This is a genomic window from Seminibacterium arietis (genome assembly GCF_042675725.1).
Classification (GTDB): Bacteria; Pseudomonadota; Gammaproteobacteria; order Enterobacterales; family Pasteurellaceae; genus Seminibacterium; species Seminibacterium arietis.
Map to the genome: position 1 here is coordinate 156,619 of NZ_JBHTJN010000008.1, position 21,028 is coordinate 177,646.

22 protein-coding genes are annotated in these 21,028 nt (G+C 34.2%); 8 read left to right on the forward strand and 14 right to left on the reverse strand.

Annotated elements, in window-relative coordinates; genetic code table 11:
• The first annotated feature begins 13 nt into the window (after window positions 1-13).
• From ACFQ02_RS03380 to ACFQ02_RS03400, 5 genes are all read left to right on the forward strand, one after another.
• Window positions 14-1,591: an acyl CoA:acetate/3-ketoacid CoA transferase gene (locus ACFQ02_RS03380; protein WP_380819322.1), complete on the forward strand. Its 1,578-nt coding sequence runs from the start codon at window positions 14-16 to the stop codon at window positions 1,589-1,591.
• Window positions 1,592-1,609: 18 nt separating this feature from the next.
• Entirely contained in the window at window positions 1,610-2,851 is a 1,242-nt protein-coding gene (locus ACFQ02_RS03385; RefSeq protein ID WP_380819326.1) for a thiolase family protein, read from the forward strand.
• Window positions 2,852-2,914: 63 nt separating this feature from the next.
• Complete coding sequence (locus ACFQ02_RS03390) at window positions 2,915-4,417, forward strand: class I adenylate-forming enzyme family protein (protein WP_380819329.1); 1,503 nt, start codon at window positions 2,915-2,917, stop codon at window positions 4,415-4,417.
• A 28-nt stretch (window positions 4,418-4,445) separates the two neighbouring features.
• Complete coding sequence (locus ACFQ02_RS03395) at window positions 4,446-5,225, forward strand: enoyl-CoA hydratase/isomerase family protein (protein WP_380819332.1); 780 nt, start codon at window positions 4,446-4,448, stop codon at window positions 5,223-5,225.
• Between the two features lie 20 nt (window positions 5,226-5,245).
• The gene (locus tag ACFQ02_RS03400) at window positions 5,246-6,178 is read left to right on the forward strand and encodes a nitronate monooxygenase (RefSeq protein WP_380819335.1); all 933 of its coding nucleotides are present in this window, start codon (window positions 5,246-5,248) and stop codon (window positions 6,176-6,178) included.
• A 73-nt stretch (window positions 6,179-6,251) separates the two neighbouring features.
• Here the strand turns inward: ACFQ02_RS03400 and ACFQ02_RS03405 are convergent, their stop codons facing one another.
• From ACFQ02_RS03405 to xthA, 8 genes are all read right to left on the reverse strand, one after another.
• Complete coding sequence (locus ACFQ02_RS03405) at window positions 6,252-6,470, reverse strand: hypothetical protein (RefSeq protein ID WP_380819338.1); 219 nt, start codon at window positions 6,468-6,470, stop codon at window positions 6,252-6,254.
• Window positions 6,471-6,573: 103 nt separating this feature from the next.
• Window positions 6,574-6,813 (reverse strand): hypothetical protein, encoded by a 240-nt coding sequence (locus ACFQ02_RS03410; RefSeq protein WP_380819341.1) that lies wholly within the window; start codon window positions 6,811-6,813, stop codon window positions 6,574-6,576.
• 133 nt (window positions 6,814-6,946) lie between these two features.
• Window positions 6,947-7,117 carry a phage tail assembly protein T gene (locus tag ACFQ02_RS03415; protein WP_449329120.1) on the reverse strand — a complete coding sequence of 57 codons (171 nt, stop codon included), beginning with the start codon at window positions 7,115-7,117 and terminating at the stop codon, window positions 6,947-6,949.
• Between the two features lie 44 nt (window positions 7,118-7,161).
• Window positions 7,162-7,437 carry a hypothetical protein gene (locus ACFQ02_RS03420; RefSeq protein ID WP_380819344.1) on the reverse strand — a complete coding sequence of 92 codons (276 nt, stop codon included), beginning with the start codon at window positions 7,435-7,437 and terminating at the stop codon, window positions 7,162-7,164.
• 184 nt (window positions 7,438-7,621) lie between these two features.
• Window positions 7,622-8,437 carry an OmpA family protein gene (locus tag ACFQ02_RS03425; RefSeq protein ID WP_380819347.1) on the reverse strand — a complete coding sequence of 272 codons (816 nt, stop codon included), beginning with the start codon at window positions 8,435-8,437 and terminating at the stop codon, window positions 7,622-7,624.
• A 226-nt stretch (window positions 8,438-8,663) separates the two neighbouring features.
• Complete coding sequence (gene sohB / locus ACFQ02_RS03430) at window positions 8,664-9,713, reverse strand: protease SohB (RefSeq protein WP_380819350.1); 1,050 nt, start codon at window positions 9,711-9,713, stop codon at window positions 8,664-8,666.
• Between the two features lie 120 nt (window positions 9,714-9,833).
• Window positions 9,834-10,619 (reverse strand): TIGR01619 family protein, encoded by a 786-nt coding sequence (locus ACFQ02_RS03435; protein WP_380819353.1) that lies wholly within the window; start codon window positions 10,617-10,619, stop codon window positions 9,834-9,836.
• Between the two features lie 9 nt (window positions 10,620-10,628).
• Window positions 10,629-11,432: an exodeoxyribonuclease III gene (xthA, locus tag ACFQ02_RS03440; protein WP_380819358.1), complete on the reverse strand. Its 804-nt coding sequence runs from the start codon at window positions 11,430-11,432 to the stop codon at window positions 10,629-10,631.
• A gap of 185 nt (window positions 11,433-11,617) precedes the next feature.
• Here xthA and ACFQ02_RS03445 point away from each other — a divergent pair, with 185 nt between their 5' ends.
• On the forward strand, window positions 11,618-12,559 hold the full coding sequence (locus ACFQ02_RS03445) for a Kdo(2)-lipid IV(A) acyltransferase (protein ID WP_380819362.1): 942 nt from the start codon (window positions 11,618-11,620) through the stop codon (window positions 12,557-12,559).
• A 70-nt stretch (window positions 12,560-12,629) separates the two neighbouring features.
• Here the strand turns inward: ACFQ02_RS03445 and ACFQ02_RS03450 are convergent, their stop codons facing one another.
• The 5 genes from ACFQ02_RS03450 to sstT form a co-directional block, all read right to left on the reverse strand.
• Entirely contained in the window at window positions 12,630-13,196 is a 567-nt protein-coding gene (locus ACFQ02_RS03450) for a TorD/DmsD family molecular chaperone (RefSeq protein ID WP_380819367.1), read from the reverse strand.
• Window positions 13,189-13,836 carry an NAD(P)H-dependent oxidoreductase gene (locus ACFQ02_RS03455; RefSeq protein WP_380819372.1) on the reverse strand — a complete coding sequence of 216 codons (648 nt, stop codon included), beginning with the start codon at window positions 13,834-13,836 and terminating at the stop codon, window positions 13,189-13,191. The genes ACFQ02_RS03450 and ACFQ02_RS03455 overlap by 8 nt, the downstream gene beginning before the upstream one ends.
• Window positions 13,833-14,312 (reverse strand): NfeD family protein, encoded by a 480-nt coding sequence (locus ACFQ02_RS03460; protein ID WP_380819378.1) that lies wholly within the window; start codon window positions 14,310-14,312, stop codon window positions 13,833-13,835. The genes ACFQ02_RS03455 and ACFQ02_RS03460 overlap by 4 nt, the downstream gene beginning before the upstream one ends.
• A gap of 69 nt (window positions 14,313-14,381) precedes the next feature.
• Window positions 14,382-15,299 (reverse strand): SPFH domain-containing protein, encoded by a 918-nt coding sequence (locus ACFQ02_RS03465; RefSeq protein ID WP_380819382.1) that lies wholly within the window; start codon window positions 15,297-15,299, stop codon window positions 14,382-14,384.
• A 127-nt stretch (window positions 15,300-15,426) separates the two neighbouring features.
• Complete coding sequence (gene sstT / locus ACFQ02_RS03470; protein WP_380819387.1) at window positions 15,427-16,671, reverse strand: serine/threonine transporter SstT; 1,245 nt, start codon at window positions 16,669-16,671, stop codon at window positions 15,427-15,429.
• Window positions 16,672-16,952: 281 nt separating this feature from the next.
• Between sstT and ACFQ02_RS03475 the strand changes: the two genes are divergently transcribed.
• Window positions 16,953-17,405, forward strand: a complete 453-nt coding sequence (locus ACFQ02_RS03475) for a LexA family protein (RefSeq protein WP_380819390.1) — start codon at window positions 16,953-16,955, stop codon at window positions 17,403-17,405.
• Window positions 17,406-17,505: 100 nt separating this feature from the next.
• Here the strand turns inward: ACFQ02_RS03475 and ACFQ02_RS03480 are convergent, their stop codons facing one another.
• The gene (locus ACFQ02_RS03480) at window positions 17,506-18,432 is read right to left on the reverse strand and encodes a LysR family transcriptional regulator (RefSeq protein ID WP_380819392.1); all 927 of its coding nucleotides are present in this window, start codon (window positions 18,430-18,432) and stop codon (window positions 17,506-17,508) included.
• A gap of 254 nt (window positions 18,433-18,686) precedes the next feature.
• On the opposite strand from ACFQ02_RS03480, the gene metE reads away from it, so the two are divergent.
• Window positions 18,687-20,960 carry a 5-methyltetrahydropteroyltriglutamate--homocysteine S-methyltransferase gene (gene metE / locus ACFQ02_RS03485; protein ID WP_380819395.1) on the forward strand — a complete coding sequence of 758 codons (2,274 nt, stop codon included), beginning with the start codon at window positions 18,687-18,689 and terminating at the stop codon, window positions 20,958-20,960.
• Window positions 20,961-21,028: the final 68 nt, after the last annotated feature.

The window sequence follows — 21,028 nt, forward strand, 5'->3', positions numbered from 1 at the left end:
GGAAAATATTATTATGAGTCACAACAAAATTATTTCATACAAAGAAGCCGCAAAATTAATCAAAGATGGTGATACCGTCGCTACTACTACCTTTGGTTTAGGCGGATTAGCAGAACAATTATTAGTTGGTATAAAAGAACGCTATGATGAAGAACAACACCCTAAAGGTATTACTTTTGTACATTCTTGCGGTATTGGTAATAACACTCCAGGTCGTGGTTTAGATCATTTAGTTGCAGAAGGTTTAGTAGATCACTTAATTAGTGGACATATTGGGTCTTCCCCATTAATGGTAAAAAATGTGGTAGATAATAAAGTTCAATGTCACTTAATTCCGCAAGGTGTAATGAACCAACTTTATCGTTCTATTGGCGGTAAGAAACCTGGTCTAGTTACTAAAGTTGGATTACAAACTTACGTAGATCCTCGTGTCGAGGGTGCGAAAGCTAATAGCATCACTAAAGGTGATATTAGTGAAGTACTTACTATTAATGGTGAAGAATGGTTGAATTATAAAAACTTTCCAATCAATGTAGCTCTTATTCGTGGTACTTACGCTGATAGTAAAGGTAATATTTCTTTTGAAGAAGAAACTGGTAAATTAGAAGGATTGCCTCTAGCAACTGCGGCTCATAATACTGGTGGTATTGTAATCGCTCAAGTAAAATGTATTGTCGAAGATGGCACAATTAATGCAAAAGATGTATATGTACCAGGTATGTTGGTGGACTATGTTGTTGTAGTTGAAGATGAAAAATATCATTCTCAGACTATGGGAACACTATACAATCCTTCTCTTTCTGCACAAGTACGTGTACCAACACATCACACAGAGAGTATTCCTCTAGATGAACGTAAAGTAATCGCTCGTCGTGCAGCTATGGAATTAAAACCTCATTCTATCGTCAATCTTGGTATCGGTATCCCTGCTGGTGTAGGTTCAGTAGCGATTGAAGAAGGCATTGGTGACGAATTAACTCTCACTCTTGAGTTAGGCGTTATTGGAGGTGTCCCTGCTACTGGTTTAGATTTTGGTGCTGCATATAATCCTGAAGCAATTATTGAACATCATGCAATGTTTGACATTTACGATGGTAATGGTTTGGATTTAACTGTGCTTGGTTTAGCACAAACTGACCAATACGGTAATATCAATGTATCTAAATTCGGTACACGTGTAGCAGGTCCAGGTGGTTTCATCAACATCTCTCAAAATACTCAAAATATCGTGTTCGTAGGTTCCTTTACTGTAGGTGGTAAATCTGAAATTCGCGATGGTAAAGTAGTTATTAAAGAGCAAGGTAAAGCAAAAAAATTCCTAAAACAAGTAGAACAAATCACATTCTCTGGTAAATACGCATACGAAAATAAACAAAATGTACTCTATGTTACTGAACGTGGTGTATTTGATATTTACGAAGGTAGAATGCGGTTAATTGAAATTGCTCCAGGAATTGATTTACAAAAAGATATTCTTGAATGGATGGATTTTGAGCCAATTATTGCTGAAAATCTTAAAGAAATGGATTCAGCATTGTTCCAAGAAAACTGGGGACAATTAAAAGATATCGTAATGGCAAAAGCAAAATAAATAGAAAGGAAATATAAAATGAGAAATATACAAGATCCAGTTGTTATTGTGGGTGCAGCACGCACCCCTGTTGGAGCCTATTTAGGTGATTTAAAAGAAGTTCCTGTAGAAAAGCTAGGTCAAATCGCTTTAGAAGAAGCTATTAATCGCTCAGGGCTAGAGAAAGAGGATATTGAAGAAGTTATCGTTGGTCATGTTACAGGTTCACAAACAACCAACAACCTTGGTCGTATTATAGGAATAAATAGTGGCTTAAGTAATGATTCTACTGGTATGACAGTAAATCGTATTTGTGGTTCAGGTATTCAATCTGCCATTTTAGCCACACAGTCTTTATGGTTAGGAGACCGTAAAATTATAGCTGCTGGTGGTGCTGAATCTCTTTCTCGTGCACCATTTTATTTGCCAGAAAGCTCCCGTTATCAACCTTATCGTATGGGTGATCAAACAATAATTGATGCTAATATAGAAGGTCATCGTAGTGCTTCAGGTCTACCATATAAACACATTAAACATATGGGAGATACTGCTGAGCTTGTAGTTGAAAAATTTGGTATTACCCGTGAAGAACAGGATCAATTTGCTTTCGATAGTCAAATGAAAGCAAAAGCAGCTATTGAGAGCGGTCGTTTTTCTCAAGAAATAGTACCAGTCTCTATTCCTGGTCGCAAAGGAACTGTTACTACAGTGGAATTAGACGGACATCCAAAACCAAATACCACACTTGAAGGTTTGGCTACATTAAAACCAGCATTCCGCTTTGATGGAAAAGGTACTATTACCGCAGGTAATGCTTCTGGATTAAATGATGGTGCAGCATTTGAGATCTTAACGACTAAATCTATCGCTAAAGAAAAAGGTTTAACCGCACTTGCAGAAGTAGTGGACTATGCAATCACTGGTTGCGATCCTAGCTTGATGGGTTTAGGTCCCGTTAAAGCTATTAATCAAGTGCTAGCAGCGAATAATCTAACTTTAGATGATATTGATGTGCTAGAAATTAACGAGGCTTTTGCTGGTCAAACTCTTGGTTGTTTACGTGAATTAAATATTTCTATGGATTCAGATTTCTATAAAAATAAATTTAATCCACATGGTGGTGCTGTAGCATTAGGTCATCCATTAGGTATGTCTGGAGCTCGTATTATTACATCTCTTTGCTATGAGTTGAAAAATCGTCCAGATATTAAATATGTAATTGGTAGTGCCTGTATTGGTGGTGGTCAAGGTATCGCAATTTTACTTAAAAACGTAGCTTAATAGCCTAATAAGTATTCTCGTTTTTTATTGAACGAGAATACTTAAAGAATTATAGGAGGAAGTATGAATCTAGACTGGTTAGAAACAAGAGCGTATATTTCTGGTAATTCTCTTGCAGTTATAGACTCTATCAACCATCGTCAATGGAGCTATATTGAACTTAATCAGCGTGCCGTTACGCTTGCTCATTATTTACAACAGCATCAAATCAAGAAAGGTGATCGTGTCGTTGTTATTAGCTGTAATCATATTTGCCATCTCGATCTTTTCTTTGCCTGTAACAAAATTGGAGCAATCTATGTTCCTCTTAACTGGATGTTTACAGCTGTAGAATTAAATAACTTGATTCAAGACTGTCAGCCTAAAGCTATTTTCTATAATTCTCAAAGTCTAGATGACAAGTACCGTCCACAAGCATTAATTACAATTGATATTTTAACAGAACAATACGAACAAATTTTTACTCAAACAAGAATCAAAGAACCTCTTGAGATCTTAACTGATCAAGAATTACCTGCAGTATTGCTTTATACTAGTGGCTCTACTGGAAAACCAAAAGGTGCGATCATTAGTCATCGTACAATTATTGCAAATGCATCATCTACTATTCCAAGCTGGAATTTAACTCAACAAGACCGCACAATTACATTTAGCCCAATGTTTCACACAGCAGGTATTTTTTGCTTAGTAATTCCTTTATTAATGGTAGGTGGTTCTATCGTTCTACAATCTCGTTTTCAACCAAAAGAAAGCCTTGAGTTAATCAAAGAATATAAACCTAGTTTAATATTCATGGTGCCAACCATGTACTACCTATTAAATGAGTCAAATGTTCTCACAAAAAAAGATTTATCTAATGTCCGTTTATTTATTTCTGGTGGAGCTCCGATTTCCAAGCAGGTAAAACAACAATTTGAAGAATTAAATTTACCTTTAATCGATTCATTTGGATTAACAGAAGCTGGACCAAATACTTTTTATATAGATCCAAGAGATCCCAAAAATAAACAAGGCTCTGTCGGAAAACCAATTCTATTTACTAAATTACGTTTAGTTGATGAATACAATCAACCTGTAGAAGTAGGTAAAATTGGGCAAATTGTTGTATGTGGCGATACTCTATACAGTGGTTATTGGGATTCTGAAAAAGGATTAGACAGTGTTGAAGTTCAAGAAGAATTTCATACTGGTGATTTAGCGATGATAGATCAAGATGGCTACTTTTACATCATGGGACGAATTAAAGAGCTGATCATTTCTGGTGGTGAAAATGTTATACCTAGAGAAGTATGTGATTGTTTACAATCACATCCACTTGTAAAAGACTGTGTAGTGGTAGGCTGTCCAGATAATAAATGGGGAGAAATAGTCTCCGCTGCCGTCATCCTTAATGAGGATGCTGTTGATTTCGAGCAAAAGCTTATCCAACACTGTAGAGCTAAATTAGCAAAATATAAAGTTCCTAAAATTATCATAAAAATGAATGAATACCCAAAAATAGGAACAGGAAAAATTAACATTAGAGAAATAGCTCGTCTTATTGCAAAACAACATCAATGTCAATGAATTCACTTTTAAATTTGGAGAAAATACTATGCAAAATGTCGTGTCATATGAAAAAAATAATGGAGTAGCAATCATCCAATATGATAATCCTCCACTCAATATTCTTACTATTGAGAACCTTGAAATAGTTAATGAAACTATCAAGCAAGCAGAATTAGATAATGAAGTTAACGTAATTATTCTCACAATGAAACGTCAAGGAAAAGTATTTTGTGCTGGAATGCATCTAGATGAAATGCTTGCTTCTAAAGATACAGCAAATGGCATCAAAGGCTACTGTGATCATTCTAAAGAAATTTTTTCTACATTACAACGCATTGTAAAGCCTGTTATTTATGTATATGACGGTGTAGTCATGGGTGGTGGTTTTGAATGGTCACTATTTGCTGATTTCCGTTTTTGTAGTGATGATACTACAGTAAAACTACCTGAGCTAAGTATTGGTATACTGCCAGGCGGTGGTGGTACACAAATGTTACCTCGTCTGATTGGTCATTCTAGAGCAAAAGAAATTATTCTTGCTTTGAAAACTCTAAATGCAGAAAAACTTAAAGAGCTTAATTTAGTTTCAGAAAGCTACCCAAGCGATAATTTAATGGAAAGTGCGGTAAAATTTGCTGAAAGAATGGCTGCATTGTCACCTGATGCATTAAAATTTGCTAAATTAGCAATTAATAACGAACAGAATCGTCCAATATCTGAATGTTTAGATATTGAAACTCAATATTTTATTGAGAATTTTGCTACTCCAAATGCTTCTGAAGGCATTACCGCTTTCCGTCAACATCGAAACCCTATTTATAAATAAGAAAAAGAGGAAAAAAAATTATGTCTATTACTACATTACTAGGAATTAAATATCCTATTATTCAAGGTGCTATGGCACGTATTGCCACTCATAAAATTGCAGGTGCAGTTTCAGCTGCTGGTGGATTAGGAATTCTAGGTTCTGGTGGTTGGTCTGCCGATCAATTACGCGAAGAAATCCGTCTCACTCGCGAAATTACAGATAAACCTTTTGGTGTCAATTTAATGTTACAAATGCCAAATATAGATGAATTGGTCGATGTAATCATTGAAGAAAAAGTTAAAATCGTAACCACTGGTGCTGGTAGTCCTGCAAAATACATGGTTCGCTTTAAAGAGCATGGAGTAATTGTTATTCCTGTTATTGCTGCAGTAAAACACGCAATTAAAATGGAGCAACTTGGAGCAGATGCTGTTGTTGCTGAAGGACAAGAAGCTGGTGGGCATATTGGTCAAACATCTAGCATGTCTTTAATCCCACAAATTGTTGATAGTGTGAAAATTCCAGTAATCGCCGCAGGTGGTGTAGGTGACAGCCGTTCTATTGTTGCGATGTACGCACTTGGTGCTCAAGGAGTACAAGCAGGAACAATCTTCTTATCAGCCGATGAATGCCCTATCCCTGATAGCTACAAACAACGTGTAATTAATGCTACTGATACAGACACTATTGTAACTGGACGTAAATCTGGTCATCCAGTGCGTTCTTTGCGTAATGCAATGTTAGAAAAATATCTTTCTTTAGAAAATAACAATGCACCGCAAGAAGAATTAGATAAACTTACTCAAGGATCATTAGTTAAAGCCGTTTACTATGGTGACATGGAAAACGGTTCACCAATGGCTGGAGAAATTGCTGGCATGATCAAATCCCTACGACCTGCAAAACAAATTATTGAAGAACTATTTGCAGGTACTCACGATGTCGTAAAAAATCTTCGTCTACCTAAATAGTCTTTTTTAAACAGAATCCCCATATATATGGGGATTTTTATATTAAATTAAAAAATAATATAAATATAATTTTTTACTTTATAATCAATATATTATAAACATAATTTTTAAAATGTGTTCTATTAACTACACCAACTACAATATTCACAATGCCACCTACATTTTTCCCCGCTCCCATAATAACTGGCGTAAAATGCACTGTACTTTTTTCGTCTAATATAATTTGGTTAGTTTTGATTTGATTTTCAGTTAAATAGCTTTTACCAATGCGAACTTTATAATATCCGCTCATCAAAGTAAGCTAATATCTAATATGCAGATTGCCAAGTGATGACATATCGTCTCCCAATAAAAAAGCCCGCAATAATGCGAGCTTCTTTTTAAAAATTTAAACTTTATTTAATGATTACATATTTCACACGTTCTTTTTCCCGTGCTATTTTAGCTAATTCATCATAATGTTTATTAGTTTGAACGATGATTATAGCAAAACGAATAGCAAAGAATGTAATAAATACCCCAAAAACAGCAAGAATATATGTAAAATCAATCGCAAATAAAAGTAGCAATCCGCCTAATGCAATAAGCATTATAAAAAAGATTTTTGCTGTAAATTGGATAAAATCCCAAAACATATTTCCCCCCCTATTTGCTAACTATCGATAGCTTGATTATATTGCCTAGCTTTATGCTACGCAATAACTATTTTATCGCTTAGCCAAATAAGCATCTGAACCATCATCTTCATCATCTTCACTACTATTCTTTTCAGAAAAAAAAGGGCATTAAGTCGCTAAGAGTTGTGGCTTTTTGTTTTGGATCTCGATGGATTGCCGCTAAAAGATGTGAAATTTGTGCCGTACGATAATCTTCACGCCATAATCCAAAAGGCTGCTCTTCATAAAACAACATATTTTCTTGGAAATGCGATTCAGGCATTTCTTCGATTTCCGCTAAAGTTTTACCCAACGCAAGACTAAGTATTAATTGGAACTTGCGTCGGGCTGTGAGTTTTTTGGTTCTTCTACCATTAACGCACGGCTTAGTTCTTCTGATACGGACTTATCTAGGCTGGATAACGCTTCTAAATCATCCATATTCTCAAAATCAAACAAATTATTGCCGTCTGCATCGCATAAACGTAGAGCAATATTTCTGGCTAAACGATACGGATCGTAAACTTTGCTAAGCTGTTTTACCAACTCTTCAGGATCGTCATAGTTTAATTTAATGCCTTGAGCTTCTGCTAGTTCACACATTATGCCAGAGATGTTTGAACCGTTTTTGAGTTCATTATCTGATTATCAAAAAACGCTAAGGGAACACAGAACAAACTACTTTCAATGACACCAGATAGCAGTCTAGATAAAAATAAAAGCCGATTATTATAAATAATCAGCTTTTATATATTTAATTTGTTAATCAATTAATTAGTTTATCAAATTATTTCTGATAAAGCGGGGTTGGACCATTAGGTCCTCCTTCAGCGACAGTGTTTTGTTGATTCATTGCAACACCATTTGCTGAAATTTCAACACGACGATTTGGACGCAAACACTCTTTTAACGTTTTACTATAGCCTTCACAAGCTTTCACTTGTTTAGCTTCACCATAGCCAACTGCAGTAATAGGTAATGTGACACCTTGTTTTACTAGATAAGCTTTCACTCGATCAGCACGACGTTGAGATAAATTCAAATTATATAACTCACTACCCAAAGGATCCGTAAATCCTGCTACTGTAATAGATTTAGCTTGGCTTTCTTTTAATTTGACTGCAACATCATCAAGTACTTTCATGCCTTTTGCTGTCAATAGATCTTTATCAAAGTCAAATAAGAAATCGCCGCTAAGTGTATATGCTGATTGACTATTACAGCCATTTGGATACCAGAAGAAGCTTTGAGCATTCATTTCTTTATCAAATAAAACTTTATATTGGCAAATTTTATGCTCACCATTTTCACGATAGTTGAATACATAATCCCACTCACGTACACCATAAAGTCCTTCGGCAAAATGAGGTCTACCGAGTAGGTTATAAAGTTGATCTTTATTCATTCCACGCTCAACCATACGAACATTATCCCAGTTTGGCCAAGAACCAAACTGACTACCGTCATGATTAAACACTGATTCGTCGATTTTAGGCCATACCAATTTATCTGATGTACCCTCATCCGTGACTTTGCTTAAATTACCACAAGCCGCTAAGGTTGTAGCTGCAACTGCAGATAATAATAGATGTGATAGTTTCATTTGCGTTACCTTCTTTTGGATTAATAACTTTTATTTGCTTACTTATGCAAGTAATAGCGAAACCTTGAGAACCGAAGCACTTACATTTGCAAAACGTGATAACATCGAAATCGTTCTCCCCTCACGGTAATAATAATTGCAATCTTTGTTGAAGTAAATTGAATTAATAAATAAATTACATAATTTTACAAATAATTGAGCTTATCTAATTCAATATAAAACTAAATTACAATAGCATACGATTATTACGTTTTAACCAACGCAATAGTATATTATCTACGCTTTGTTCTAGCTGTTTAGCTAATTTTTGACTTAAAGTTTTTTTAATTTGATATTCTACTGAAAGCACGGTTTTATTTTGAATTGATTCTAGGATTAAATCATCGCTAGTAGTTATATCATCAACTAATTTTAAATCCAACGCTTGTTTACCCAGCCAATACTCGCCTGTAGCAATTTTGTCAATATCTAAGTGCGGTCGATTTTCTAACACAAATGTTTTAAACAAAGTATGAATTTCTTCTAATTCTTGTTGGAATTTCTGTTTACCCTTTTCTGTATTTTCACCTAACAGCGTCATCGTGCGTTTATATTCACCTGCGGTCATCACATCAACATCAACATCATGTTTTTTTAGTAAACGATGAATATTCGGCATCTGTGCTACTACACCAATAGATCCTAAAATAGCAAAAGGTGCAGAAACAATTTTATCAGCAACACAAGCCATCATATAACCACCACTGGCAGCTACTTTATCTACTGCCACAGTTAATTTAATATTGTGCTGTTTTAAGCGAGCAAGTTGAGAAGCAGCTAAACCGTAACCTGGTACTGAGCCACCTGGACTTTCCAGTCTCAACAATACCTCATCTTCAGGTTTTGCCACTGAAATAATTGCATTAATTTCTTCTCGTAAAGATTCTGTTTGTGTTGCTAAAAGATCTCCTTTAAACGTCAACACATATAAATGAGGTTTGCGATGTTCTAAACCTTGTTTATGATCTTCTTTTTCCTGTTTTATTTTGATCTTCTGTTCTTTTTTTCTATCTTTCTCAATTTCTTTCTGCGTGGCAGAATTTAAATAAAAATTGCTTAATTTTTTATTTTTTTCCTCAAATTCTGTCGATAAATTTGCAATAACTAACTGTCCTGACTGATGATGTCTTTTTTGCTTTAATGCTATTACTGATGCAACAATAGCAAAAATTACTAATAGCACCGTTAGTATTTCTAAAATAAATATTCCGTATCCAATTAAAATTTCAGACCACATAACGTCTCCTTTACAATATATAAATTCGTTAACATTGTAGCCTAGCTATGCTAACTACTACAATAGCTCCTGTACCATTTAATATTTTGACTTTAATAACTAAATAAATTATTTGAACTTTTAATTTAATTGATTTTTACTCAAAATAATATCTGGACTTTCCCAACCGATATAATCTCCATCATTATGCAAAGCAAAATTTTCTAACTGTTCAACATAATCGAAAATATCTGAATTATTCAGCTGTAATTCTTGATCAATTTTGACTAAATAAACATTATCATTTTCATCCAATTGGACTGGTGTATTTGTATGTTTTAAAGTTAATATTGGCATATCTGATACTGAAACTTGTTCTAAAAATTGATACATCTGCTCTTCTTTGAGAAAATGAAAAGTGTGTTCAATAAAATACAGTTCAGCAAGATTATAACCATTTTGTAATAATATATCTAAAATTTCCTCTGTCGCATTAATTTTAATTTCTAAAGAAGAAGGTAATAGAAAGTCAAAATAAATATCCCATGCAGGGTCATATTGTACGTGAGAATGCTTAACTGATGGAAATTGATGTAAAATGTCCATCAAAAGCACCGCACTTTTACAATAAAAATGCAATTTTGCTTCACTAGATGAAAGGACATATCCAGCATAAAATACGTTTGGTTGTGAGCATAATAATGTAGATATTCTCATTATTTCCGTAAGTAATGCTTGATAAGCTGCTGAATCAGGTAGACCATCTTTATCGGCTTGATAAGCTAGTACTACTTCCAAAACATTATCATAGATATTTTCAGAAAAAAGTTGTTGTTCAAATAAACTTAAATTGACTGAACAAATAGCGGGCTTACCATTAACTAAAGTACGATAAATTTGCCAATCTCCTTTCTCTTTTTGTTCCATAATTTACTCTTATTTAAACTCTGCCCAAACTGGAGCATGATCGGAAGGCTTTTCCATTGCTCTAATATCTAATGCAATACCAGTATTAATACAACGTTGTGCTAATGTTGTATTTGCTAAAATATGATCTATTCTGAGTCCTCGATTATCATCAAAACCTTTAGAGCGGTAATCGAACCAAGAAAATTGATCTTTTACTGTCGGATTTAAATAACGGAAAGTATCTACTAAACCGTAGCTATAAAGGCGTTTGTACCATTCTCGTTCCTCTGGTAAAAAAGAACATTTGCCTGTTCGCAACCAGCGTTTACGATTATCTTCACCAATACCAATATCTAAATCTGTGGGACTTATATTCATATCCCCCATAATGATAATAGGATTTTCTTTGCAATGACAATATTCTAGATAATGTTGTAAATCTGCATAAAATTTTTCTTTTGCAGGAAATTTTGTTTCATGATGACGACTTTCTCCTTGGGGGAAATAACCATTGATCACAGTAAGCAAGCCAAAATCTGTCTCTAATTGAGTCATAATAATGCGTTTTTGTGCATCTTGCTGATCTGCAGGAAAGCCTTTGTTTACTATTACAGGTTTTTGTTTTAATAGTAATGCAACACCATAATGCCCTTTTTGACCGTGATGATAAACATGATAGCCTAGATCCTCAACTAAATGATGAGGAAAATCTTCATCAGCCACTTTAATTTCCTGCAATCCCAATACATCAGGACGGTATTGCTCAATAATCATTTCTAATTGATGAGGTCTAGCTCTTAGTCCATTAATATTAAAAGACATTATTTTCATTAGCTTCAATTCCTAAATATTTTAATTGATCCGCCACATTATACTGGTATTTATATAATTTATAAAACTTTAAGCAAAATCACCGCACTTTTTCCAAATAAATAACAATTCGACACCAAATTGTGCTATTTTATAAAAATTCCGTTAAACTACATACTTTCAAATTTATTATTGTTGTATTAATTATGGCAAAAATATCAACTCCTAAGTTTCAATTTTATTTTTTACAGCCTAAATATTGGTTTTTTTGGCTAGGTTTGGTTATATGGCGTATTATCTTATTACTCCCCTATTCCATTTTATTAAAAATAGGCTCTAAATTAGGTTTTTTATTCACAAAATTTCGTTTTGGTCAACGCCGTATAGAAATCGCTCGTCGCAATTTACAACTTTGCTTTCCTGATTTTGATCAAAAAAAAATTGAGCAACTTCTACAATCAAACTTAGAATCAGTTGGTATGGCAATTATAGAAACTGGCATGGCATGGTTTTGGTCAGATAAAAGAATAAAAAAATGGTCTAAAATTGAAGGATTATCTTACTTAATTGAACATATAAAAGAGGGTGTAATTTTCGTTGGAGTACATTTTTTAACTCTTGAGTTAGGTGCAAGAATTGTCGGCATTCATCAACCAGGAGTTGGTGTTTATCGTCCAAACAATAATCCACTAATGGATTGGCTACAAACTCGTGGACGATTACGTTCAAACAAATATATGTTAGATCGTAAAGATCTGCGAGGCATGATTAAAGCTATACGTAACGGTGAAATTATTTGGTACGCCCCTGATCATGACTATGGGCGAAAAAATTCTGTGTTTGTCCCTTTTTTTGCTGTGCAACATGCTGCCACAACGACTGGTAGTGCTTATTTACTAAAAGCTTCACCACAAAGTAAAGTAATCCCATTTAGCCCTTTACGTAACGAAGATGGCTCTGGTTATACAGTTAAAATTTCTGCTCCTGTGGATTTTTCTGATTTACACAATGAAGTTGAGATTGCTACTCGCATGAATCAGATAGTAGAAAAAGAAATCATGCAAGCAATTCCCCAGTATATGTGGTTACATCGTCGTTTTAAAACTCGACCAAATGAAAACGATATTAATCTATACGATAAAAAATAATATTAGTACGCAAAAGTGCGGTCAAAATGATCTTTTTTTCCGCACTTTAATTATTGCTTACGGCATTAATTTAGCCATTATCAACTTCATCTAATTCATCTGCCATCGCTGCTAAAATTTCTCTCGTTAATAAAGCTAATGAAAGATAAAAAGGCAATGTAGCGTGTTTTTCTACTTGCAACAAAAATTGACTAGCACAAGGCAATAAAAAGCGTTCAAACAATTCCTTTTGAGCTTCACTTGAAGAAACATTATCTTCTAACCAAGAAGCTGTTAATAACAGTAAACCAAAATGATCTGGATTTTCCAAAGGTTGCATAGCTCGTATAGCTCTAAATTGTACAAACTCTGTAACATTAATACCATAACTTGAAATGAGTGGACTGACTTTTGCTTTATGACCTAAAAATAACGTACTATATTCTTGATCTAATAAAGATAAATCGATTTTTATTTGCAAGTTTTTCAGAGCCTGTTCAGACTGAGAATCTGTAGCCAATGCCCAAATATGACTCAATCCTTGCTGCTGTAGCCAAACAAAAACATCTGTCAAAATAGAATCCGTTGGTTGTCGGTAAAATAAGTTCCCAAACAAACGGCTGACTAAAGAAAAAGCATTTAAATTATCGCTATTCACTACTTTCTTCCTTATTTTTAACCGCACTTTGAATTGATTCCGAAGAATTGAGTGCCGCTAAATTTTGTTTTGTTATTGATTTAACTTGATCAAGCATAGCCTGACGTTCTTTATTATTAACAGCGTGTACTCCACCAAAAAAACAATGTTTAATATCAGAAATACCACAGAAATTAAATAGCCCCTCGACTAAACAATCACGTAAAGAACGATCAAATCCCGCACTATGATATTTTTCTAAATCATTACCAATAGTAACAAACTGTTGCATTTTTTTACCGTGCAATAAACCAACTGATACTCCATTTTCTGTTTTATAAGCAAAACCGTGACTTAGTACTCTATCTAAATAACCTTTTAAAATTGCAGGAAATCCCATCCACCATAATGGATAAATTACTGTAATTAAATCAGCTTGATCAATTAACTGATGTTCGTGACGAATTTCGGCAGGAGTTATTTTTTGATTTGCTCCTTGCAACTCTTCAAAACATAGCACTGGATTGAATTTCATCACATATAAATCGCGTAAAATTAGTTCAGCAGACATTTCCTCTGTTGCATTGATAACTTCTTGCAAAATAGCACGATTAAAACTCTGTTTATTATCAGGGTGAGCAAAAATAACTAAGTGCTTCATCGTATTTCTCCTTGTTTATCTACGTTATTTTCCACTTTTTGAACTAATAATGTAATACCATCTACGCTAATTACTTCAACAATATCGCCAACTCGCAAATAGTTTCCTTTCACTCGCCAAGTAGTATCACCAAAATGTCCTCTACCTATATTATTTTGATTAATTTCCTGCACTACTCCTCTCGTACCAATCATGGCATGATCTCGTTGATTTAAAGAAGTGTGATGTTGATCTGCTTTATCTTTATTATGTTGGTAGTACCACCAAACAAGGCTTAATGCTATTGCTAATAAAGCATAACAGGTCAAAATTATAGAAATAGGTATACTAGGTAATGCTAAACTTACTCCACTAATTACAATAGCAGCTAATCCCCACCATAACAAAAAAACTCCTGGCATCATAATTTCAGCAATTAGCAATACCAATCCTAAGATCAGCCAATGCCACGCAGTCCAACTTGTCAACCATTCCATATCATCTCCTTTATAGATTTAAACTTAGTAAAAATCTACCGCACTATTTACTGATTTATTTTAATGTAATCAATGTTGTGAGCTTTTATCTCCTTTTAGTAATTCAGCAATTCCTGTAACTGAACCAATTAAATTAGCTGCTTCTAAAGGCATCAAAACCACTTTGCTATTTTGTGAACTACCGATATCTCTTAATGCTTCAGTGTATTTTTGAGCAATAAAATAGTTAATCGCTTTTGTATCACCACTAGTAATCGCATCAGAAACCATTTGAGTTGCTTTAGCTTCTGCTTGTGCTGCACGTTCACGAGCTTCTGCTTGTAAAAAGGCTTCTTGTCGTTCTCCTTCAGCTTTCAAAATACGAGATTGTTTTTCTCCTTCTGCACGCAGAATTTCTGCCTGACGTACCCCTTCAGCCTCTAAAATATCGGCTCGTTTATTACGTTCTGCTTTCATTTGTGCATTCATTGCAGCAATGAGTTCTTGTGGTGGACGTACATCTCGGATTTCGATACGAGTTACTTTAACTCCCCAAGGATTGGTAGCTTCATCTACAATAGCTAATAAACGACTATTAATATTATCTCGCTGTGACAACATTTCATCCAGTTCCATCGAACCTAATACCGTACGAATATTTGTCATGGTTAAGTTGATGATTGCCTGCTCTAAATGGTTAACTTCATAAGCCGCACTACGAGCATCAATCACTTGTACAAAGCATACTGCATCAATCGAAACGTTGGCATTATCTTTTGAAATGACTTCTTGAGATGGAATATCTAAAACTTGTTCCATCATATTAATTTTGCGTCCCACTCGATCAACGAAAGGCACAACAAAATTCAATCCAGGTGTCAGAGTACGAATGTAACGTCCAAATCGTTCAATTGTCCAATGATAACCTTGAGGTACAGTTTTAAGGGTAGAATAAAGAATGAAAGCAACTAGCAATAAAAACAATATGGTAGCAATAGATAATTCCATTTTGTTCTCCTAATTAATAATTAAAATCAATCACAATAGATTTTAAAGTCTAATAAATCCAGCTGTACTTTTCAAGAGTATAAAAAAAGCAGACTTTTCAATCTGCTTTATATTAATTGAAAACCTATTAAATTTTATTCGATCCTTGTTCAGATATACAAACTGCTGCCGTGAAAACAACATCTGTTGAAGAGTTTAACGCTGTCTCTACAGAATCTTGCAATACTCCAATAATAAAGCCAACCCCAATAACTTGTGCTGCAATATCATTTGAAACACCAAACAAGCTACAGGCTAATGGAATTAAAAGCAATGATCCACCAACAACACCTGAAGCACCACAAGCACAGATACTAGAAACAACGCTTAACAAGAGTGCAGTACCAAATGAAACTTGAATACCGAGTGTATTTACTGCGGCTAAAGTTAACACAGTAATTGTGATAGCAGCTCCCGCCATATTGATTGAGGCACCTAGTGGAATTGAAACAGAATAAGTTTCTTCATCAAGATTTAATCGTTTTGCTAATTCCATATTTACAGGGATGTTTGCAGCCGAGCTACGAGTAAAAAATACTGGCAATCCACTTTCACAGATACAAGTCCAAATTAGTGGGTAAGGATTACGGCGAATTTTCCAATAAACTAAAATCGGATTAATCACAAAAGCCGTAAAGAGCATAGAACCGATCAATACCAATAATAACTGAACATAGTTCCATAACTCACTTAAACCTTTATCCGCTAAAGTTTGAGATACCAGACCAAAAACCCCAATCGGAGCAAAACTAACAATAAAGTGAACAATCTTCGATACGCCTTCAGCAAAATCATTCATGACTTGTTTTGTGTTAACTGAAGCATGACGTAATACAATACCTAATCCAATTGCCCAAGCTAAAATACCAATAAAGTTTGCATTAAATAATGCATTCACTGGGTTATCCACTACATTTAATACTAAGCTACCCAACACTTCTGATACTTCACTCGGTGCTGAAAGAGAATCTTCTTTTGTAACCAGTGCAATAGTCGTTGGAAAAGCAAAACTAGCTATAACAGCTGTAAGAGCTGCTAAAAAAGTGCCTAACAAATACAAAACAATAATGGATTTCATATTGCTTTTTGAACCAATTTGCTTATTGGCAATAGCAGCGATCACTAATAAAAATACCAAAATTGGAGCGACAGCACGTAATGAACGAACAAAAATAGTTCCTAGAAAACCTGCTTTTTCTGCAATATTGAAACCTAGTACTCCCTCAAAAAGTGGAGATATTAACGCTAGCACGACACCTAGAACCAAACCCATAGCAATACGCTTAACTAAATTGCCATGAAAAAATAACGAATATAAACGAGAAGAATTCATAATAATTATACAATGTTGTGTTAATCACTAGATCAAGAGATGACCCACCTAAATTAAGGTTATAAAGATAGCTTAATTTTTTATTAAAGAAAATAGAAAATATAATTTTTTTGTTTTTTACTAAATAAATTTTAAAATTTATTCATATCTTTAAAAATAATTATATTAATAAAAAAGTACTAATATTTTGTTGACTGCTGTATATAAAAACAGTATCATTTTTAACTGTATAAATAACCAGCTTAAGTTTAATCAATTTAAAAATTATAAAAGAGGATTTTATGATGAAACCAATAGCAAATATAGCAATGCAAAAAAAGCTACCCTTTTCTTATTGTCCAATCCCTTTTTATTCTGATAACGAACAGATAGCTAGTCCTTTTAGTAAAAAATTGGATTTAAATCTTTACTGTATTAAACATCCAACTAAAACTTGCTTCATTCAAGTAAAAAAACCTAATATGATCGCATGGGGAATTGAAGAGGGAGATATACTTATTGTTGAACAAAATGAACGATTATCAACTGGCGATTTAGTTGTAATAGCATCAAAACAAGGTTTTTCTGTCTACGAATTAATTAGTGATAAAGAAAGCGAGTTTATTTTCCTTCCACTTAATGCAAAAATGAATTCCATAAGGATCTCTGATAGTTCTCAATTACCGATTATAGGCGTTATTACTAATATTATTCATCAAATTAAATCTAATAAATTAATGAGATTAGTTGCATAGTTCTAATTATAATAGATAACACTATGATTAAATTAAAAACAATACTTATCTATTATTATATTGTAGGGTAAATAACTATAAGACAAAATCAAAAGCTTCGTTACGACAATACGGACAAACCAGGTAAAGTAGAAAAACTTTGTGACTTTACAGTTTCATAAAAATCTTCAACGAAGGCGGTATTTTGATCTGTTTCTCGAATTGCTGCATATAAATTACTATACAATTTTCGTTCTGTAATTCTTTTTGCTACTACATAACCACGCTCTAAATAAGGTTTAACTGCCCAAAAAGGTAATGCAGCAACACCCCGCTTACTAGCCACTAACTGAATAATCGCAATAGTCAATTCACTAGTACGTCGATTAGGATTAATCCCTTTTGGTTGCAACACTTTACGTAATAAATCCAACATGTCATCTGGTACAGGATAAGTAATTAAAGTTTGATCAATAAAATCTTCTGCACACCAAATGTCTTTTGTTGCTAAAGGATGATCTTTTGCACAAATACCAACCATTTCATAAGAAAACAGTGGTTTGTAAATTATCCCCTCTGTTTCCTCTATCTCTGATAGTATTGCCCAATCCGCTCTGTGTGATAGTAACAATCCAACTGCATCTGTATGAAATCCAGATACAATGTCTAATTCAACTAAAGGCCAGTGTTGGCGAAAGCTATCCATTGCAGGCATTAGCCAATCAAAACAAGTATGACATTCTACAGCAATACGTAACTCTCCAGCTTCGCCCTGCTTAACACGAGATAAATCTCGTTCTGCCTCAGCAACTTTCGGTAAAATCTCATTTGCTAAGTTAATCAAACGTTCGCCTGCCACTGTGAAATGTAACGGTTGAGTTTTACGTTCAAATAAAGGCAAACCAAATTGATCTTCCAATAATTTTATCTGATGTGATAATGCAGACTGAGTAAGATGTATTCGTTTTGCAGCCATCGACACACTTCCCGTCTCCTTCAGTGCTAACAGAGTTTTTAGGTGGCGTAGCTCAAGAAAAGTCATATTCATTAAATATATTCATAATTAAAGTGGAACTCCGCAAATTATAACGTAAAAAATACTACTCTTTCACTGTAAATCATCAAAAGTGCGGTTATTTTTTATCTTATTTTTTAATTTAATCAATATATATTAATTTTATTCATATAATTTGTGAAAATTATGATATTGCATGATGATCTTTATTTGGGCATTATAATTTCAATAAGACGTTTAGACGTCTATTTTATTCAAAATTTAATATAAATAATAAGGAGCTTAGCATGACAACATTTCATTTATCTGGTTTCCCACGTGTAGGAGCAAAACGTGAGCTTAAATTTGCACAAGAACGTTATTGGCGTGGAGATATCACTGAACAAGATTTACAAGATATTGCAAAGAGTTTACGCGAAATTAACTGGAGACACCAAGCAAATGCTAATGCTGATTATGTTTCTGTAGCTGATTTTACATTATATGATCATATCTTAGATTTACAAGTAGCAACAGGAGCAATTCCTACACGTTTTGGTTTCGATAGTCAGAAATTAAGTTTAGATCAATATTTTCAACTAGCTCGCGGAAATAAGGATCAATTCGCTATTGAAATGACTAAATGGTTTGATACAAACTATCATTATTTAGTGCCAGAATTTCAACTCAATACTGAATTTAAAGCAAACCCTACTCATTATATAAACCAAATCCGTGAAGCAAAAGCCTTGGGTTTTACAGTTAAACCTACTATTGTTGGTCCATTAACATTCCTTTTCTTGGGCAAAGAAAAAGGGCAATCTTTCAATCGCTTTGATTTATTAGATAAATTATTACCAGTTTATGTGGAAATTTTGAATGCTCTCAGTGCAGAAGGTGTTGAATGGATACAAATTGATGAACCAGCATTAGCGGTAGATCTACCATCACAATGGCTTGAAGCTTATAAAACAGTTTATCAATTACTCTCAGAAAAAGTACAAGCTAAATTATTACTCGCAACTTATTTCGGTTCAGTAGCAGAACATGCAGATTTATTAAAAAGTTTACCTGTAGAGGGATTACATATTGATTTAATACGTAGCCCAGAACAATTATCTGCTTTTACAGATTATAATAAAGTTTTATCTGTAGGAATAATTGATGGACGTAATATTTGGCGAGCAGATCTAAACGCTATATTGGATTTTGTTGAACCGCTCAAAGCAAAATTTGGTGATCGTTTATGGATTGCACCGAGTTGTTCATTATTGCATACACCTTATGATTTATCGGTAGAAACACAACTCCAAGCCAACAAGCCTGAATTGTACAATTGGTTAGCTTTTACTCTACAAAAAGTACAAGAATTATCTGTTATTAAAACCGCACTTGAGCAAGGTCGTGATGCAGTAAAAGCTGAGTTAATTGCGAGTCAAAATGCAGCTGAAACTAGAAAAAATAGTTCAGAAATTCATCGCACAGAAGTAGCACAGCGTTTAGCTAATCTTCCTGTAGGTGCTGATCGTCGAAAATCACCTTTCGCACAACGCATCGAAAAACAAAATGCATGGCTAAAATTACCGCTATTGCCAACTACAAATATTGGTTCTTTCCCACAAACTAGTGAAATTCGCCAAGCTCGAGCTGCTTTCAAGAAAGGAGCTTTAAGTGAGGCAGATTATGAAGCAGCGATGAAAAGAGAAATTGAATATGTAGTGCGTCGTCAAGAAGAACTTGATTTAGACGTTTTAGTTCACGGTGAAGCTGAACGCAATGATATGGTGGAATATTTTGGCGAGTTATTAGATGGTTTTGCTTTCACTAAATTCGGTTGGGTACAAAGTTATGGTTCACGTTGCGTTAAACCGCCTGTAATTTATGGTGATGTAGCTCGTCCTGAAGCGATGACTGTTCGCTGGTCAACCTATGCACAAAGCCTAACTCAGAAAGTAATGAAAGGCATGCTAACAGGACCTGTCACAATTTTACAGTGGTCTTTTGTTCGTAACGATATTCCTCGTTCTGTTGTTTGTAAACAAATTGGCGTTGCTCTCTCTGATGAAGTATTGGATCTAGAGAAAGCAGGAATTAAAGTAATTCAAATTGACGAGCCTGCAATTCGTGAAGGTCTACCGCTGAAACGTACAGATTGGGATGACTATTTACAGTGGGCAGGAGAAGCTTTCCGTTTGAGTTATATGGGAGTGCAAGATGACACTCAAATCCACACTCATATGTGTTATTCTGAATTTAACGATATTTTACCTGCAATTGCAGGATTGGACGCAGATGTAATTACTATTGAAACTTCTCGCTCAGATATGGAATTATTAACGGCGTTTGCTGATTTTAAATATCCAAATGATATTGGTCCTGGCGTTTACGATATTCACAGTCCACGTGTACCTAAACCAGAAGAAATTGAACATTTGCTACGTAAAGCATTAAAAGTTGTACCAAAAGAGCGTCTATGGGTAAATCCAGACTGCGGTCTTAAAACTCGTGGCTGGATAGAAACGATCGAGCAATTAAAAGTAATGGTTGAAGTTACTAAAAAATTGCGTGCTGAACTAGCCTAATTCATATTATAATTTCTTTGTAAAACTGACCGCTCTTTAAGATAAAGAGCGGTCTTTTTTTTACATTG